This window comes from Staphylococcus sp. MI 10-1553 (assembly GCF_010365305.1).
Taxonomy (GTDB): Bacteria; Bacillota; Bacilli; order Staphylococcales; family Staphylococcaceae; genus Staphylococcus.
The window spans coordinates 898,912-917,840 of sequence record NZ_CP048279.1 but is presented as its reverse complement, the minus strand read 5'-3'; the positions used below and the strand labels follow the sequence as shown (position 1 = coordinate 917,840).

16 protein-coding genes and 1 riboswitch are annotated in these 18,929 nt (G+C 39.2%); of the genes, 4 read left to right on the top strand and 12 right to left on the bottom strand.

Translation table 11 applies throughout. The annotated features are described in order from the left end of the window. Positions 1–329: 329 nt before the first annotated feature. From ptsP to auxA, 5 genes are all read right to left on the bottom strand, one after another. Entirely contained in the window at positions 330–2,051 is a 1,722-nt protein-coding gene (gene ptsP, locus GZH82_RS03945) for a phosphoenolpyruvate--protein phosphotransferase (protein WP_162681407.1), read from the bottom strand. Next, positions 2,051–2,317 carry a phosphocarrier protein HPr gene (locus GZH82_RS03940; protein ID WP_162681406.1) on the bottom strand — a complete coding sequence of 89 codons (267 nt, stop codon included), beginning with the start codon at positions 2,315–2,317 and terminating at the stop codon, positions 2,051–2,053. The genes ptsP and GZH82_RS03940 overlap by 1 nt, the downstream gene beginning before the upstream one ends. Positions 2,318–2,481: 164 nt before the next feature. Further along, complete coding sequence (locus GZH82_RS03935) at positions 2,482–3,012, bottom strand: DUF697 domain-containing protein (RefSeq protein ID WP_162681405.1); 531 nt, start codon at positions 3,010–3,012, stop codon at positions 2,482–2,484. Positions 3,013–3,073: 61 nt separating this feature from the next. Next, a complete protein-coding gene (locus tag GZH82_RS03930; protein WP_162682992.1) occupies positions 3,074–4,243 on the bottom strand; it encodes a class I SAM-dependent rRNA methyltransferase in 1,170 nt (389 codons plus the stop codon). Positions 4,244–4,377: 134 nt separating this feature from the next. After that, the gene (gene auxA, locus GZH82_RS03925) at positions 4,378–5,709 is read right to left on the bottom strand and encodes a lipoteichoic acid stability factor AuxA (protein WP_162681404.1); all 1,332 of its coding nucleotides are present in this window, start codon (positions 5,707–5,709) and stop codon (positions 4,378–4,380) included. A 379-nt stretch (positions 5,710–6,088) separates the two neighbouring features. On the opposite strand from auxA, the gene graF reads away from it, so the two are divergent. From graF to GZH82_RS03910, 4 genes are all read left to right on the top strand, one after another. Then, on the top strand, positions 6,089–6,220 hold the full coding sequence (gene graF, locus GZH82_RS13865; protein ID WP_014614266.1) for a glycopeptide resistance-associated protein GraF: 132 nt from the start codon (positions 6,089–6,091) through the stop codon (positions 6,218–6,220). An 869-nt stretch (positions 6,221–7,089) separates the two neighbouring features. Beyond that, a riboswitch (TPP riboswitch) is annotated at positions 7,090–7,189 on the top strand. A gap of 127 nt (positions 7,190–7,316) precedes the next feature. Further along, positions 7,317–7,892, top strand: coding sequence for an ECF transporter S component (locus GZH82_RS03920; protein WP_162681403.1), 576 nt, complete (start codon positions 7,317–7,319; stop codon positions 7,890–7,892). Between the two features lie 12 nt (positions 7,893–7,904). Continuing rightward, on the top strand, positions 7,905–9,308 hold the full coding sequence (locus GZH82_RS03915; protein ID WP_162681402.1) for an ABC transporter ATP-binding protein: 1,404 nt from the start codon (positions 7,905–7,907) through the stop codon (positions 9,306–9,308). After that, positions 9,305–10,096 carry an energy-coupling factor transporter transmembrane component T family protein gene (locus GZH82_RS03910; protein ID WP_162681401.1) on the top strand — a complete coding sequence of 264 codons (792 nt, stop codon included), beginning with the start codon at positions 9,305–9,307 and terminating at the stop codon, positions 10,094–10,096. The genes GZH82_RS03915 and GZH82_RS03910 overlap by 4 nt, the downstream gene beginning before the upstream one ends. A 217-nt stretch (positions 10,097–10,313) precedes the next feature. Here GZH82_RS03910 and purD read toward each other — a convergent pair whose 3' ends face one another. The 7 genes from purD to purQ are packed head-to-tail and all read right to left on the bottom strand — an operon-like array spanning position 10,314 to position 18,928. Then, entirely contained in the window at positions 10,314–11,561 is a 1,248-nt protein-coding gene (gene purD / locus GZH82_RS03905; RefSeq protein WP_162681400.1) for a phosphoribosylamine--glycine ligase, read from the bottom strand. A gap of 17 nt (positions 11,562–11,578) precedes the next feature. Next, positions 11,579–13,057 (bottom strand): bifunctional phosphoribosylaminoimidazolecarboxamide formyltransferase/IMP cyclohydrolase, encoded by a 1,479-nt coding sequence (purH, locus tag GZH82_RS03900; RefSeq protein ID WP_162681399.1) that lies wholly within the window; start codon positions 13,055–13,057, stop codon positions 11,579–11,581. 16 nt (positions 13,058–13,073) lie between these two features. Continuing rightward, positions 13,074–13,640: a phosphoribosylglycinamide formyltransferase gene (gene purN / locus GZH82_RS03895; RefSeq protein WP_162681398.1), complete on the bottom strand. Its 567-nt coding sequence runs from the start codon at positions 13,638–13,640 to the stop codon at positions 13,074–13,076. Continuing rightward, on the bottom strand, positions 13,640–14,671 hold the full coding sequence (gene purM / locus GZH82_RS03890) for a phosphoribosylformylglycinamidine cyclo-ligase (RefSeq protein WP_162681397.1): 1,032 nt from the start codon (positions 14,669–14,671) through the stop codon (positions 13,640–13,642). Before purM ends, purN begins: the two co-directional genes overlap by 1 nt. Before the next feature lie 3 nt (positions 14,672–14,674). Then, positions 14,675–16,096 carry an amidophosphoribosyltransferase gene (purF, locus tag GZH82_RS03885; protein WP_162681396.1) on the bottom strand — a complete coding sequence of 474 codons (1,422 nt, stop codon included), beginning with the start codon at positions 16,094–16,096 and terminating at the stop codon, positions 14,675–14,677. Beyond that, positions 16,075–18,264 (bottom strand): phosphoribosylformylglycinamidine synthase subunit PurL, encoded by a 2,190-nt coding sequence (gene purL, locus GZH82_RS03880; RefSeq protein WP_162681395.1) that lies wholly within the window; start codon positions 18,262–18,264, stop codon positions 16,075–16,077. The genes purF and purL overlap by 22 nt, the downstream gene beginning before the upstream one ends. Further along, positions 18,257–18,928: a phosphoribosylformylglycinamidine synthase I gene (gene purQ, locus GZH82_RS03875; RefSeq protein ID WP_162681394.1), complete on the bottom strand. Its 672-nt coding sequence runs from the start codon at positions 18,926–18,928 to the stop codon at positions 18,257–18,259. The genes purL and purQ overlap by 8 nt, the downstream gene beginning before the upstream one ends. Between the last annotated feature and the right edge of the window lies 1 nt (position 18,929).

Sequence of the window (18,929 nt, the reverse complement as noted above, 5' to 3'; positions counted from 1 at the left end):
TGTGACACATGAGATTTCTGTACTGCTCCCAAAATCCAATTCGGCATCGATCAAGTGTTCATTTCAATCAAGCCGTATTGAGTTGAAGAGTCAGCCCCTCGGAAAGCGAAGCCATGATGGCAATCAAAAACAAAATTCTTAGGGAGAGGGCAAGTTTAACAAAAATACTGCATCAATAGCATCAAAAATTTTTATGTCCCATCCCTTTTTTAAGTTTTATCATTTCCCCCCTGTACATGTCTCTTTAAAATATTAATGACAGCATTAGCCACAACCAAAAAAGAGACTGAGTCGCAAAGATTGACTCAATCTCTTTTTATTTGTATCAATTAAGCTTTTGTTGTTTTTGCTTTTACAAGGTCAACAACTTCATCAACAGTTGCGCAATTTAATGCACGGTCTGCTAATTGTACCATTTCAGTACGGCTTAAATCTTTAATTTGACGACGTGCTTTTAAGATAGAAGTTGCACTCATTGAGAACTCATCTAATCCTAAACCAATTAATAATGGAATTGCTGTTTCGTCGCCAGCCATTTCACCACACATACCTGTCCATTTGCCCTCTTGGTGAGATGCGTCAATGACTTGTTTAATTAAACGTAAGATTGATGGGTTGTATGGTTGGTAAAGGTAAGATACACGTTCTGACATACGGTCTGCAGCCATTGTGTATTGAATTAAATCGTTTGTACCGATACTGAAGAAATCCACTTCTTTCGCAAATACATCTGCAAGTGCGGCTGTTGCTGGGATTTCAACCATGATACCTAATTCGATATCGTCGCTCACTTCTACGCCTTCTTGTTTCAAGTTTTCCTTTTCTTCAAGAAGTAACGCTTTCGCATCACGGAATTCTTGAATTGTTGCCACCATTGGGAACATAATATTCAATTTACCGTATGCTGAAGCTCTTAATAATGCACGTAATTGTGGACGGAAAATTTCAGGTTGATCTAAGCATAAACGAATCGCACGGTATCCTAAGAATGGGTTCATTTCTTCAGGTAAGTTTAAATATGGTAGTTCTTTGTCACCACCGATATCTAACGTACGTACGACAACGCGTTTACCTTCCATTGATTCGAGCACTTTTTTATACGCTTCAAATTGCTCATCTTCAGTCGGCATGTTGTCGCGGCCCATGTAAAGGAACTCAGTACGGTATAAACCGATACCTTCTGCGCCATTGTTGTGCACACCTTCTAAATCATTCGGTGTACCAATGTTCGCCGCAAGTTCTACTTCATGTCCATCTAATGTTTTCGATGGTTCGTCACGTAATTGTTTCAACGCTTCACGATCTGCAAAGAAAGATTCACGCTTATGTTGATACGCTTTGATTTCATCGTCTGAAGGATTAACGATGACATCCCCTGTTAAACCGTCGACGATAACCATGTCCCCTTGTTGTACAGACTCAGAAATTGATTTTGTACCTACAACAGCAGGAATCTCTAATGAACGACTCATAATTGCTGAATGTGAAGTACGACCACCAATGTCGGTAACGAATCCTTGAACATATTGTTTGTTTAACTGTGCTGTATCTGATGGCGTCAAATCTTGAGCCACAATGATGACGCTTTCATCAATGATACTCGGATTTGGTAATTCCACCCCTAAAATGTGCGCTAAAACACGTTTAGCTACGTCGCGGATATCCGCAGCACGTTCCTTCATATATTCGTTATCCATTGATTCGAAAATAGTAATGAAGTTTTGTGTCACTTCAGTTAATGCTTGAGGTGCACTTGCGCTTTCATTTTTAATTTTCTCTTCAATCGGTTGAATTAACTCAGGATCATCTAAAACGAGTAAATGTGCATCAAAGATAGCCGCTTTATCCGCACCTAATTGTTCCTCTGCATGATTACGAATTTTCGTTAATTCAATTTTAGAGTTGTTAAGCGCCTCATTAAATTTTTGGACTTCCGCTTCCGGTTGGTCCGTCTTTTCGTTACTAAAACTTAAATCGGGTTCTACGAGCAGATACGCTTTGGCAATAGCAACACCATCAGAAGCTGCAATTCCCTTAATAATATTTGACATTATTTTGTTAATCCTTCTTTAGATAATACTTCAGTGATTGCGTCGATTGCGCCTTTTTCATCGCTACCGTCAGCATAAATTGTAATTTCTGCGTCTTTACCCACACCTAAGCTCATAACACCCATGATAGATTTTAAGTTAACTTTTTTACTGTTATACTCTAATTGAATATCTGAATCGAATTTTGAAGCTGTTTGAACAAGCATTGTTGCAGGACGTGCGTGAATACCTGTTTCGTCAATAATTACATATGATTGTTGTTCCATCTGTCATCTTACTCCTTCTACTTCTAGATTTACTAGCATAAATTATATTTAACTTCGCTACATAGCATTACATTACCAAATTCTATATTTAAATTCAATTCGTAAATGCCCCGACATCTCGATTTTGAACGCCATTGATAGTGCTTTGTGAAATTTTTTACATGCTATAATAATGATTTTACTACATTTTCGCATTTTTGAATATGGTCTTTACCGACTTTAACCATAAAATAATAACTAATGGACGCTGAAACGGCTTGTCCTACAATCGGGAACCAACGTGTCTGTTTCGCAGCAGTTCTCTTAGCTACATCACGTACTAAAACTTTCAACAATCCACTCGACACTTTTTTACCAATTAATTGACTGCCTTGAATACCGGCCGCCATCAATATACGGTTTTTCATGTCATCACTCATTTGGTTCACTTGTTGATGATCTAAGCCGTAAATTTTGTTCACATCATCAATGACGTCGCGCATTAATTTCATGTCCATCCCAAAATCAAATCCCGGTATAGGAACAACGGTTGCACCTGAAGATAACAGCGCCTTCTTTCTCACAATCGCTTCTGCACGTTCACGTCTTACACGTATCTCTTGTTCTGTCGTCGGTAGCACATCTTTTCGATCAATCGTTTCAATATCTAGTACTTTATTGCCTAACGTTTCAGAAATTTTTCTTTTAAAATTCATCTTCCATACTCACCTCATTATAAAAAGTCTTAACCTTTATACCCTTTTCAAACAGTTTCTACTACTTTATTGTAATAAAAATCACTTTTAAATACTTCGAAGGTTTATAGTGCGGATGTGTTTTAAAATCTTTTGGCAAGCCCATAACTTCATTCATTTCATATGTAAGACCTTGCTTTTCAATCGTTTGTTTCACCATATTTTTAAATGCCTTTAGCGTATAGGCACTATGATTGGTACTCAACACGAGACTACCACCTGGGTTCAAAATACTGAGTGCGCCTTCAATTAACTTGTCATAGTCTTTTGTCACAGAAAATGTTTTCTTTTTATTGCGCGCAAAACTTGGCGGATCAATGACAATCGTATCGTAACGTAAGTCGTGTCGCAGCGCGTATTTGTAGTAATCAAACGTATCCATCACGTAAATATGTTGTGATTTAGGGTCGATACCATTCAAACCAAAGTTCTCTTCAGTTAACTGACGTGAACGATTGGCCAAATCAACACTTGTCGTCTGACTTCCGCCTGTAGCTGCGATGACTGAAAAAGCACCTGTATAGCTGAATAAATTGAGCAATTGACGTCCTTCAGCATAATAATCTCTAATTTTTTTGCGCACTTCTTTTTGGTCTAAGAAAATCCCCGTCATCGGACCATCGTCAAGATGCACATTGTAAAACGTGAAATTCTCTTCAACGACAATCGGAAATTCAGGTGCTATCCCATCTACAAGGCCGCCTTCAATGGATTGATGTTTAAAACGCGTTTTTTCATAAATAGAGGTAAAATCAAAAATATTTTTAATCGCGCTCACAATCTGTTGACGAAAACGATAAATGCCCTCTGAGTACCATTGAATTAATAAGTGACCATCATAGTTGTCAATCGTGAGACCACCCACGCCATCACCTTCACCATTAAATAAGCGAAATGCATTGGTGCCTTCAATTTGATAGTAATACTGACGGACTTCTAGTGCTTGCGCGAACAGTTGCTCAAAAAATGCTTGATCAATCGCTTCATCTTCTTGATACGTCAATACCCAACCTAATCCTTTATGTTGACGCCCTACATAACAAGTCGCGATATAGACTTGTGTTGGAGCCAACAGATGAAAGACATCACCTTCTTCTAATTGATCATACTGAAATAAATCCTCTTCCTCCACAAGTGGGTACTGGTTGAAATATTTTTCTTCTTTACCTTTATTTAAAATAGCTGTCTTCATTTTATCAGCCTTTCTTTTCATATCATTATTCTGATTTTAACACGGATGATTTCACAATGATATCTTTCACCAAAACACTCATTATAAAAAGGACTAGGAAATGGTCTCCCTAGCCCTTTTAAAGTCATTCATTATTAATGCTTTTTAACTTGTATGTCCACAGGCTGTCTCAATTGTAAGACGAACGCCACAATTGCTGGTACTAACATTAATACGAGAATTGGCGTAATGAAAATTGATAATAATAGTCCGTGGATCAAAATCACAATATATTCCGTTAGCAATTTGAAGAATAAAATACTAATCATGAAAAGTTGTAAATAATCACACTTACCTCTTAACATCCTTACAACTGTTGTAAAAATAAAGACAATCGCAACAATGAGTAATAAAAGTAAGCTAACCCATTCGTACACGTATTGTGTTTGAGATAATTGCCAGTCCCCTGACATAAATAACGCATTACGGTTATTGAACTCTAGTAATATAAAGAATAACAGAATCACGCCACAAGCAATCATGACGTAATTGCGGTTCAACCATTTAGGCCTCATTTTAAGGAACGATGGAATGTCATCTTCCTCTAATTTAGCCCATGAAAACCATTTTTTGGCAAGTGTTTCACGTTTTTGGCGTAACTTCTCTAAATCAATACTACGGCGTGTACGTTGTGAAATACCATGTGTGAATTCGGCCGTACGATCTTGAAAGTCTTTGAAATGGTTTTTAGAAGTATTCGTAAATTGATACTTTTTACTTCTTGAATACGCATTCGCTTCACCAGTGATTTCTTCCTCAGACACTGGTAATGAACGACGTAAAAAGAGGAAATTCCATACTGCCATTTGTCCAATCAACCATAAAACTACAAAAAATGTATTAATACTCAGAACGTCAATCGAAGCTACATCTTTCGCTTCAATACGGGCATAGAGCGCAATTTGTGTAATGATATAACAAAGCCCATAACTGAATATAATCCATAAATAATGTTCTTTACGGTGCAATGGATTTAATTCGTCTTTGTATGCGATATAACCAATATGTACAAGAAAAGGAATAATAAATATAAATGCAATCCAACCATAAACTTGAGACATAAAAATTAATGTTAATACGAAGAAAATAATGCCCACTAATAAAAATAATATTGAAATGTCATAATCAAATCGTGTTGTATTCGTTAATGTCCGACCAATAAAAATCATTAAAATTCCAAACAATAAAATGACAATACCGCTCGCAAGTGGGATGTCACCAATGTATTGACTCATGACGCGAATGATTTCATTAAAGAATGCCATAATAAAATCCCACAAATTGTCGATATTTGTACTCGGTTGTTTGCCTGACTTAAACTGTTGAATGAGTGGAATATTAATAAAAATAATGATGCTTAATAAAATTGAAAGCACACCGATAATATAGCTATAAATCACTTCGGTGTATTTGTTTAACAAAAACATCCTCTCACCTCAAAGCTATTATATACGAACTCTTGTCACCTGTCTTTATATTTCAAAAATATCAGTCTTCAGAATGACCTATCCATTTAATACATAATACCATAAGGATTTATTTTTATTTTTATTTTCAAATATCTTAATTATCCATGAGTTGTTTTTACATCGTAATGATGCGTTAAGTATATCAAAATTCATTTATTTTTATACGAGAACAGAAGCTAAAATTTTTAATGTTGCATTTACTTATTTCATTCATATTTCTCTATATAGCTAGGCGCACGATATGTCAAAGTCTCATTTCTATATAGGTCTAATGTTTAAGTTGTGCACATAAAGGCTATAGTAGTGATACAAACAATTTGAAAGGTAGGCGTTGGAAATGGCTGAAAAAGATATTAAAAAAGCTGCAGAACAAGCGAAAGATAAAGAGAAAGAGTTGAAAGATAAAACTGAAGATGCTAAAGATGGTGCAGAGAAAACGAAAGATGATATTCAAAAAACGTTTGAGTAATCTTTAGTTTTTGTTTGATGTGTGAGGAATGGGCTGATTGTGGCCTGTTCCTTTTTATTTTTAAAACATTGGGATATCATTTGTTTTGTTAAATGTTTCCTCTTACCCTACAAATTGACGAACTTGCTCTCGTTTTCCCAAGGACTTGACGCAACTCAATTTGGCTTGATTGGAGTGTTCACGAAATGGAAGCCAACTTGGATTTTCGGGAGCAGTACAGAAATCTCATGTATTACAAAGATTTCGTCGTACTGCCCCCCCCGCAAAGCTGACTAGACTTCTCAAAAGCATGAGCATTGAGAAGTCAGACAGCTACTGCGTTAAACAGTGATCTCTGTTAATAATCAGAAACCACATTTAAGCCTTTGATTTATCCCTCGGGAGTCTCGAGCTGTTCTTACAATCTTTCGTGAGTGTTCTTAATTGTGAGAGTGAAATGTTTTAAATTCAATACTTCCTCATTTCACCATGATGTCTTATCAATATCAAAATCAATTACCATTGTTAAAGTAACCTCTCACCTTTTCTTCTTTAAGGTTGGAGGTCGCTGAGTGTCAATAGGTGTTCACCAGCTTTAGTACATCGTTTTACTGATAAATTGAAATGCCCATCCTCATACGTACACTTCAAGTCATCCCTACTCAACTGCCCACCTAATCCTAATCCTCATAGTGCATTGTTCTAAAAGTCATTTGGGTGTCATACTGTTGTCTTGATTGTGACTGCTATGTTGATGCTCGCCTTGACTGTTCATTTTTCCAATATATATACATTTTTAATGGTTTGTAGATTTACAAATATTTAGTCAGCACTCGTTTGAAACCTTGACTTTTCAATGTTCTAGGTGTACATTGACATTATCAATTAAATACGCACACTAGGGGTGTGAAAGCTGAGATGAGGTGTCACCTCAAACCCTTTGAACCTGAACTAGATGATACTAGCGTAGGAAAGTGTTTTGTTATGATATGTATATTGAGCGATGGACTTTGTATGTCACTCCAATAGCATATCCATATATTAATGAGCACATGATGCGCCTATCTTTGGTTTAAGAGATATGCGTATTTTTTTAATTTTTGGGAGGAGTTTAGATATGAAAAAAGGCTTAACGTTGTCAGACATCCTCGTCACTGTACTCGTATCAGTGATATTTGCAGTGATTTATAATTTATGGTGGGCTGTCACGAATACTTTACAGCCATTAGGTTTACATCTTGATCAATTGATGTATGGTATGTGGTTTAGCGCTGCAGTCGTTGCATATCTCATTATTCCTAAAATGGGTATTGCATTGTTAGCTGAATTTGCTGCAGGTGCTGGTGAAACCATTTTAATGGGACGTTTTGATATCCCTACAATTATTTACGCTTTACTCCAAGGTTTGGCGTGTGAGATTATTTTTGCGATTTTCCGCTACAAATCACGTGCTTTTATGGTAGCTGTGCTTGCAGGTATGGCAGCTGCAATCATTAGCTTACCTATCGACTGGTACTATGGTTACTTAAATGAAGTCGCGACTTGGAACTTAGTTCTACTGATTGCTTTTCGTATTATCAGTGGTGCTGTATTAGCCGGTGTTTTCCCATACTTACTCGTTAAGGCATTGGATCAAACTGGTGTAACGAAACTGTTTCGTCCTGCTTCAAAAGACGATTACGATGCATTATAAGGGTGACTTACTGTGTTAAAAGTTAAAAATTTACGTTTAAAATACCCGAGTGCAGATTATAAAATTTTTGACGGGATTGACGTAGAAATCAAAGACAAAGAAAAAGTGCTTTTACTTGGGCCATCTGGTTCAGGTAAAAGTACGTTACTCAATGTGTTAAGTGGCATTGTGCCGAACTTAATTGATTTACCAATGAAATATGATACATTAGAAATCGCTGAAAATTCGGGTGTCATTTTCCAAGACCCAGATTCGCAGTTTTGTATGCCACAAGTAAATGAAGAATTGGCATTTATATTAGAAAACCAACAAATTCCGCGTCACGATATGGACGGCCGTATTCATGAAGCTTTAAACTATGTCGGTCTGGATGTGAATCCGAAGCAACGTATTCATCAATTGAGTGGCGGCATGAAACAAAAATTAGCGATTGCGGGAACGTTACTCCAGGGCGCAGATACATTGTTTCTTGACGAACCGACTGCGATGTTAGATGTAGAAGCGACAGAAAATTTATGGAATCTACTGAAGGATTTGTGGGAGGACAAGACCGTACTGATTGTCGAACATAAGGTGGAACATATTTGGCAACATGTCGATCGTGTCATACTGATGAATCATCATGGCCACATTGTGCAACAAGGCACGCCTGAATATATTATGTCGCATTACGAAGCATTATTAAGTGAATATGGCGTGTGGCATCCAAAAGCGTGGTCGCATGCACCTATGCCCCAACATCCCGTCCAATCTACTGCTCAAAATTTTCATTTTTCATTCGAACAAGGCGCTATACAAAGGGTCCGTCGTACATTATATGAAGTGGACGCATTACAAATTGGACCAGGAGAATGGATTACACTAACAGGGAAAAATGGTTCAGGTAAGACATCGCTGTTAGAGTCGATGATGCAATTGATACGTTATAAGGGGAACATGCGTTACGCCGGGCAGAAATTAACTAAAATTAAAGATGCAGCGCAACATATGTTTTTAGTGTATCAAAATCCTGAACTGCAATTTATACAAAATAGTGTGTTTGATGAAATATGGGTCAATTATCATCATATGGATCCTGAGCATGCGAAAGCGAAAACTGCGGAAATGTTAGCGTTGCTTGATTTGGAGCATGTGTCGAGTCAACACCCATTTGAATTATCTATGGGTCAAAAGCGTCGACTGAGTGTCGCTACCGCATTAAGTACCAATGCAGATATGATTTTATTAGATGAACCGACATTTGGCTTAGACAGTCATAACACGTTTAAATTAATTGAATTGTTCCAAAGTCGAATTGCGCAAGGTCAGACGATTTTAATGGTCACGCACGATGCACATATTATTGAACGTTACCCTACTCGTCGGATAGAAGTCAAAGATGGCAAACTCTATGAAGTCGAGGAGGTGCGCACATGATTGAATCTTGGAAAACACGTCACACGTTCATGGATGATGTGAATATCGTAACCAAATTATTGTTAGGCGTCTCACTCTTCTTCTTCATTATTTTCGTTCATCATTTTGACGTGATGATTTATCTTGCGACATTGATGCTCATTTTTATGTTACTCGTTGCAGGGACACAGTGGAAAGTCGTCTTGACGTTCACATTACTCGCAACATTTTTCGCCCTCACCTCCTCATTATTCATGATATTTTACGGTGATGGGCAACATGAGTTATTAAAATTCGGCTTCGTTAACATCACGACGGAAAGTCTTGTGCGTGGGCTCCATCTCTCATTCCGGACGATGACTGTGAGTTATTTTGGATTGTCTATTGCCTTTACGTCACAAGTCATCATGATTTTTTACAGCTTGATGCAGCATTTAAAAGTGAAACCGAAAATTGCTTATGCTTTTATGGCGGCATTTCGTATGATTCCAATCATGTTAGAATCACTTTTCCAACTACGCAACGCCTTAAAAATGCGCTATCAAATGATTGATAACCGCAACTATTCAGGCTTCAAACGTCTGAAACATTTATTAATTCCATTGCTCAGTCAAAACATTAGAAAAGCGCATCGCCTATCAGTAGCTATGGAGAAAAAAGGATTTAAAGATGGACCACGGACTTATTATTATCATGTCCCTTTTAGTTATAAAGACTTGATTCTAATTGTTCTCACTGTGGTCATCGTCATATTAGCATTTACATTCGCACAAGTGTTACCAATAACTGGGATTACTGATGCACGCTAACCGAACTCAGATTTTGCGTTTTCATGATCTCGACGATGTGAAAAGGCAGGTCTAGATTTCCTTTTTAACTTTCCCGTTTATTTCCATCTGCAAAGGAAATCGTTTCCCTTTATTGATTTTTGATAGTCAATAAAGGGATTTTTATATTCAACTAAAAAGCGTAAAACCTTGGTGATTTCACCAGTAAGATTTTACGCTTTTTAATGTTCTTTCAATATTAATTTGCTTTAATCGCTTTGTGTGCAATGTCTTGACGATAGAATAAACCGTCACTTTCTATTTTTTCGACACGTTTATAGGCCGCTTGTTGTGCAGCTTCGATTGTTGCACCTTCGCCAATCGCTAAAATAACACGTCCACCTGATGTCACATAGTTTTCACCATCATGTGTTAAACCACTGACAAAGTAAGCACCTGGTTCATCTTCAAAACCTTTTACAGTTGCGCCTTTTTCGTATGCACCTGGATACCCTTTTGAAGCGAGCATGACGCCAACTACCGCATCCGCTTTCCACTTCATGTTGATTGGTGCTTTTTCATCTAATTCAATGATGTGTGCCATGAGATCACTTTCTAAACGTGTCAATAACACTTGTGCTTCAGGATCACCAAAACGTGCATTAAATTCAATGACTTTCGGCCCTTCTTTCGTTAAAATCGCACCGATGTATAATAAACCGAAGAAATCGTGCCCTTCTGCTTGCATCGCTTTGGCAATCGGTTGCGCAATTTTGTCATTCGCTTCATCTAGGACACTTTGATTCATATGTGGCACGGGACAGTACGCACCCATACCGCCTGTGTTCGGTCCTTTATCTTGATCGTACGCACGCTTATGATCTTGGGCAATCGTATCGAATGGGACAGCATAATCGCCATTGACAAATGTCATGAGTGAAAATTCTTCCCCTTCTAAAAACTGTTCGAATACAACTTTGCTGTTCGCTTCCGGATATAATGTTTCTACTGCTTCTCGTGCTTGTTCGCGTGTTTCAGCAATGATGACCCCTTTACCTGCTGCGAGTCCGTCTTTTTTCAATACAATCGGCAATTCACACGTTTCAATATACGCCAGTGCCTCATCTTTTTGGTCGATTTCTTGGTATGCTGCAGTTGGAATATTATATTTTGCCATGAGACGTTTCGCAAATGATTTTGAGCCTTCGATTTGAGCCGCATCTTGGTTCGGACCAAATACTTTAATGTGTACCGCTCTTAATGCATCAGCTAAGCCTTCTGTCAACGGTTGTTCAGGTCCAATCACGACCCATTTCACATCATGTGCTTGTGCAAATGCGACGATTGCTTCATGATCTGATTCTGCAATTTCACCATGTACCTCTGCAACATTGCTCATTGCAGCATTGCCTGGAATCGCATAAACTTGTGAAACTAATGACGATTGATTTAATTTGTGTGCGAGTACGTGTTCACGTCCCCCGCCACCGACAACTAATACGTGCATATTCGACATCCTCCTCATTAATGTTTAAAGTGACGCATGCCTGTTGTCACCATAGCAATACCATAGCGATTCGCCATGTCAATAGACTCTTGATCTTTAATCGAGCCACCTGGTTGAATGATTGCTTTAATGCCTGCTTGTGCTGCCGTTTCGACCGTGTCGCCCATTGGGAAGAAGCCATCTGATGCTAAGACAACATTGTCATTCATTTCAATCGCACGATCAATCGCAATTTTAGCTGAGCCTACACGGTTCATTTGGCCTGCACCGATACCGACTGTTTGTTTGTCATTCGCAAGGACAATCGCATTACTTTTAACAGATTTCACAACTTTCCAACCTAATAACAATGCCTCCCATTGTTCCTTCGTCGGTTCCACATCTGTCACGACTCTCATGTCAGCTTGTGCCACATCAAAACGGTCTTTATCTTGAACTAAATACCCCCCTGAAACCGATACAAATTCTGTTGCATCTACTTCTTCAGTCATTTCAATTTCTAGTAAACGAATATTTTTCTTCTGTTGTAAAATATCTAAAGCGGCTTGTTCGAATTTTGGTGCAATGACGACTTCTAAAAAAATCGCGTGTAAGTCTTCTGCTAGTTCAGCTGTGACTGGACGGTTTAATGCGACGATACCACCGAAAATAGATTGGCTGTCCGCTTCATAGGCATGTGTGTACGCTGCATGAATGTGGTCACCTGTACCTACACCACATGGATTCATATGTTTCACAGCGACCGCTGCAGGTTGCTCGAATTGTTTCACTAAACTTAATGCCGCATCTGCATCTTTAATATTGTTGTAGCTCAGTTGTTTACCGTGTAATTGTGTCGCGCCCGCAACCGTATTTTTCGCTGTAGACGTACGAATAAACTGCGCAGATTGTTGTGGGTTTTCACCGTAACGTAATTGTTCGAGTTGTTGACCAAAAAATTGTGTAATTGCTTGATCGTATTCAAATGTATGTTGGAACACTTTAATCATTAATGACTTGCGGAATGCTTCATCTAAAGTACCGTTTTGAATACGTCGAATCACTTCATCATAGTCTGTTGGGTCAACAATAGTTGTGACATGTTTGAAGTTTTTCGCAGCTGCACGTAACATTGTTGGACCACCGATATCAATGTTTTCAATCGCGTCCATTTCAGTGACGTCTGGGTTTTTCACCGTTTCTTTAAATGGGTATAAATTCACAACGACCATATCGATTAAATCAATATTTTGACCTTTTAATTGCTCAAGATGTTCTGGTTTATCACGATCTGCTAAAATACCGCCATGAACAGCTGGATGTAATGTTTTCACACGACCGTCCATAATTTCTTCAAATTGTGTCAGTTCAGAAACCGATGTCACTTTCACACCTGCCTCGTCAATTGCACGGAAAGTCCCGCCTGTTGAATACAATTCATAACCTGCTTTAACGAGTGATTGTGCAAATTGAACAATACCCGTTTTGTCTGAAACACTTAAAATCGCTTTTTTCATAATTGATGATATCTCCTTATCGAATAATCTTCTTAATGACTGCTGGGTACAATTCATACTCTAATGATTTAATACGTTCTTCTAATGATTGTTGTGTATCGTCTTCGTAAATTGGGCATGTGCGTTGTTCAATTATCTGACCTGTATCCATACCTGCATCGACGTAATGTACTGTTGAACCCGTTTCTTTATCCCCACTGTTTAACGCTTGTCCGACTGCATTTTTACCTTTATATTTTGGCAATAATGAAGGGTGAATGTTCAAAATGCGCCCTTCATATGCTGATAACAATGTTTCACCGATTAAACGCATATAACCAGCTAATACAATCCACTCTACTTCTTCGTGACGCAACCCATTCAATACTGCCGTTTCATAAGCTACTTTATCATCAAAAGTACGTGGTTCGAATGCATGTACAGGAATGTCGTGTTGTTGTGCAAGCTGACGACATGCCGCTGTAGGTTGATCTGTGTACAATGCTGTGACTTCAATATGCTCGAGTTCACCTGATTTGACACGTTTCATAATATTATCGAAGTTTGTGCCGGAACCAGATGCAAAGATTGCAATTTTAACCACTATTTTGCCTCCGTTAAGCGAATGGCACTGTCTTCTTCAGCAATATGACCGATTGTATATGCGTCCACATTCGCATTTTTTAAGATTTCATGAACAGCTGCTTCATCTTCAGGTGCAACGACAAGCGTAAAACCAATCCCCATGTTAAAGATATGGTACATTTCATCTGTGTTGATGTTGCCTTGTGCTTGTAGCCAATTGAAAATAGACGGTGTTGGGAACGATGCTGTGTTCACGACAGCCGTTTTGCCTTTTGGTAAAGCTCTCGGAATATTTTCGTAAAAACCGCCACCTGTAATATGTGTCATCGCTTTAATTTGAATGTCTTTTTTCACCGCTAGCACAGGTGACACGTATAAAGCAGTTGGTGTCAATAGCACGTCCAAGAAGCTTTGCTCACCTTCAAATGTATCGTTCACATCAATACCTGATTCTGCGACAAGGCGACGGACTAAACTGTAACCGTTTGAATGGATGCCGTTTGAAGCAAGACCGATGATGACGTCTCCTATTTCTACTTTTGAACCGTCAATATACTCGTCTTTTTCAACTGCACCGACAGCAAAGCCAGCGACATCGTATTCACCTTCATGGTACATTTCACCCATTTCAGCTGTTTCGCCACCGATTAAAGCCGTGTTTGTTTCTACACAACCATCACTAATGCCTTTAACGATTTGTTCGATAATTTCCGGTACGACTTTATGTGTCGCAATATAGTCTAAAAAGTAAAGTGGTTCTGCCCCAGTCGTTAAAATGTCATTCACACACATTGCCACGGCATCAATACCGATTGTGTCATGTTTGTCATAGTCGATAGCGAGCTTTAACTTTGTACCGACACCATCTGTTCCTGATACGAGCACGGGTGCTTTCATATTGAGTTGTGATAAATCAAATGTTGCACCAAATCCTCCTAAGCCACCAAGCACTTCTTTACGCATCGTTCGTTCAACGTGACTTGACATTCGTTTTACCGCTTCATAGCCAGCTTCGATATCGACACCAGCCTTTTTATATGATTCAGCCATTGATTACACTCCTCTTCTTTTCATTTCCTTAACTTCTGGTAGTTCATGATCCACAATTTCAATCGGATAGTCGCCCGTAAAACAAGCGTTACATTCGCCTTTAGAATCGTGGGCTTTAAACACTTCATGCATCCCTTCAACAGATAAATACGTCAATGTATCAGCGCCGATCATTTCACGAATTTCTTCTACAGTATGTTGGGCTGCCATCAATTCTGCATGGGTAGACACGTCAATACCGTAGTAACATGGATCTTGTAATGGCGGAGAAGAAATACCCATGTGGACTTCTTTCGCACCTGCAGACTTCAATGCTTTGACGATATATTTACTTGTCGTTCCGCGTACAATCGAGTCATCAATTACGACAACGCGCTTGCCTTCAATGACATCACGAATTGGTGAATGCTTCATACGGACTTGTCTTTCCCTCACAGACTGATCCGGTGTAATAAATGTACGGCCGATATAGCGGTTCTTTAACAACCCTTGTTCGTTTGGAATACCTGTTTGTTCAGAAAAGCCTTTCGCCGCTTGCAGTGAAGAATCCGGAACACCGATCACGATATCTGCATCGATGCCCATTTCTTCAGCTAATTTACGTCCAAGTGCTTTACGTACATTGTAAATCGAGTGTCTGTGGAATTCTGAATCCGGACGTGCAAAGTAGACATATTCCATTGAACACATTTTATAACCGATGTCTTGTGTATACATGTCATACTCCACCTCGTTCTCACCAGAAAATGTAATCAATTCACCTGGTTCGATATCACGGATGTATTCTGCACCAATCGCTGTAAAGGCACATGTCTCACTCGCAACACAATATGCACCATCGACTTGACCTAACATCAATGGACGGACGCCACGATTGTCACGTGTAGCTGTCAGTTGCCCTTCATTTAAAATGACACAACTGAATGCTCCTTTCACTTGATTCAGTGCTGCTTTTTGGTTCGTTTTAATATTTTCAGATTTTCCTTTGATCAACAGATGTGCGAGTACTTCTGAGTCACTCGTTGTTTGGAAAATGCCGCCTGTTGATTCAATGGCTAAACGAATTTGATGTGCGTTCGTTAAGTTTCCGTTGTGTGCCAAACCTAAGTCCCCTTTAGAATGTTTGAACAAGAACGGTTGCACGTTAGAAATCTCGCTCGCACCTGTTGTCGCATAACGGACATGACCAATGGCGTTCGGATAACCTTGTAATGAATCCAATTGTTGTTGTGAAATTGCCTCAGTTAACAATCCCATACCACGTGCACCAAAAAGTTGTTCACCGTTCGAGCACACAATCCCTGCGCCTTCTTGACCACGATGTTGCAAACTGTGTAATGCCATGTAAGTCAAATAGGCTGCATGAGGATGGTTCCAGATGCCGAAAACACCGCATTCTTCGTTTAGTCCACGGATGTCATACATGACTCAATAGCTCCTTCCCATTCACGTTTAAGTTCAGATGTACGACGTTCAATCACACTGTCTTGTGCAACGACTTTAAAGTCATCTGTATCCGTCAATGAACCGATACGTGTTGCGCCTTCGATGGTTAATGTTTGACCTGCTTTCACTGCAACGATATAGCGTCCTTGCGTTTCACTGAATAATTGTGCATTCGTTAAGTTCACTTCAGCATCAATACCTAAGCTGTAATGCGCGCTGATTTTAGCAAGCGTCATCACTAAACCACCTTTACCGATAGTTTGTGTATGTGAGATCACACCTTCACGAATCGCAGCACGAACTGCTTCACCTTTCGCCGCTTCTTGTGATAAATCGACTTTTTCAACTTCGTGGTTCACATCGCTATACAATAATTTTTCGATTTGACTTCCACCATAGCTATCTGTCGTTTTACCGATGACATAAAGTGTGTCACCTACAGACGGTTGATATGATTTTAAGAAGTCGACGTTTTCAATTAAGCCGACCATCCCTACAACGGGTGTTGGGAAAATAGAAGATGTACGTGTTTCATTGTAAAGTGAAACGTTCCCAGATACGACAGGTGTTGCAAGTGCTTCACATGCTTCTGCCATGCCACGTGTTGAGTCTGTCAATTGTTGATAAATATGCTTTTTCTCAGGTGAACCATAGTTTAAACAGTCCGTCATCGCCAAAGGTTTTGCGCCTACAGCAATTAAGTTACGGTATGCTTCAGCTACGACCATTTTGCCGCCTTCATATGGATCATTAAAGACGTAACGTGCCTCACCATCAATTGTAGACGCAATCGCTTTGTTTGTACCTTCTACACGGACAACAGACGCTTGTAACCCTGGCTTAATCATCGTATTCGCACCTACTTGTTGATCGTATTGGTCATATAAATAATGTTTTGATGCAATCGTTGGATGTGTTAATAAACGATCGAAAACATCATTCACGTCAATATTGTCATAACGGTTCGGTGCTGCATCGTGTTGTAACGGTTCGCCTTCAAGAATGTATACCGGTGCTTCATCCGCGAGCGGTTCAACAGGAATGTCTGCAAATACTTCACCTTCATAAGTGAGGACGAAGCGGTTCGTATCTGTTACTTTACCAATGACTGCACTGTCTAATTCATGATAATCAAACAAGTCTAAAAACTTTTGTTCTGTTCCTTTTTTAACGACAAGTAACATACGTTCTTGCGTTTCAGATAACATCATTTCATATGGAGAAATACCTTCTTCACGTACTGGGACTTTTTCGAGTTCAAGATGAATCCCGCTACCCCCTTTAGCTGCCATTTCAGATGATGAAGATGTTAAACCAGCAGCACCCATATCTTGGATACCGACAAGTTCGTCATAAGTGATCGCTTCTAAAGTGGCTTCCATTAACTTCTTACCAACAAATGGGTCCCCGATTTGAACAGAAGGACGTTTGCTTTCACTTTCTTCAGTTAACTCTTCTGATGCAAATGTCGCACCGTGAATCCCATCACGTCCTGTTTTTAATCCAACATAAATGACAGAATTGCCTACACCTTTTGCAGTTCCTTTTTGAATCATGTCATGATCAATGACACCGACACACATCGCATTGACAAGTGGGTTACCGTCATAGTGTTCGTCAAATTCTATTTCACCAGCAGTTGTCGGAATACCGATACAGTTACCGTAACCGCCAATCCCTGCAACGACACCTCGTAATAAACGACGGTTTGTTTTTTCAGTCAGTTCACCAAAACGTAAGCTGTTCAATAAGTTAATTGGGCGTGCACCGATAGATACGATGTCACGAATAATGCCCCCAACCCCTGTTGCTGCGCCTTGATATGGTTCTATTGCTGATGGATGGTTGTGTGATTCAACTTTGAAAACAACCGCTTGATTATCACCAATATCCACAACACCTGCGCCTTCGCCAGGTCCCATTAATACATGTTCACCAGTTGTCGGAAATTGTTTTAAAAATGGCTTAGAGTGTTTATAAGAACAGTGCTCACTCCACATTACTGAAAAAATACCAGTTTCAGTAAAGTTAGGTGTGCGACCTAAAATTTCAGTCACTTTTTCGAACTCTGTATCACTTAACCCCATATCACGATACAATTTTTCTGATTTAACTTCTTCCGCAGATGGCTCTAAAAATTTAGGCATTTTGTTCCCTCCAACTATTTACCATAGATTCAAATAATTTCACACCACTATCAGTACCAAGAATTGCTTCTAATGCACGCTCTGGATGAGGCATCATGCCACAAACGTTTCCTGCTTTATTCACAATGCCAGCAATATCATCATGTGAACCATTTGGATTGTCCACATATTTCAAAATAATTTGATTGTTTTTTACCAAGTCTTGATAAATTTCATCCGTACAATAATAATGACCTTCACCGTGTGCAACTGGGTAAACCACTTCTTCACCCTCTGCATAGCGATTTGTAAATGGCGTTTGATTGTTCACAATTTTAAGGTGTTCATTTCGACTGACGAACAAGTGTGAATCGTTGTGTAATAACGCACCTGGTAATAACCCAATTTCCGTTAAAATTTGAAATCCGTTACATACGCCAAGAACGGGTTTCCCTTCATCAGCCAATCTTTTTACTTCTGTAATAATCGGTGCCACACTTGCAACCGCACCTGAACGTAAGTAGTCACCAAATGAGAAACCACCAGGAATCAGCACGCCATCGTACCCTTTTAATGACGTTTCGCGGTAATCTACATAATCCGCATCGACACCTGATTTCAATGCTGCATTATACATATCACGGTCGCAGTTAGAACCTGGGAATCTAAGGACAGCGAACTTCATA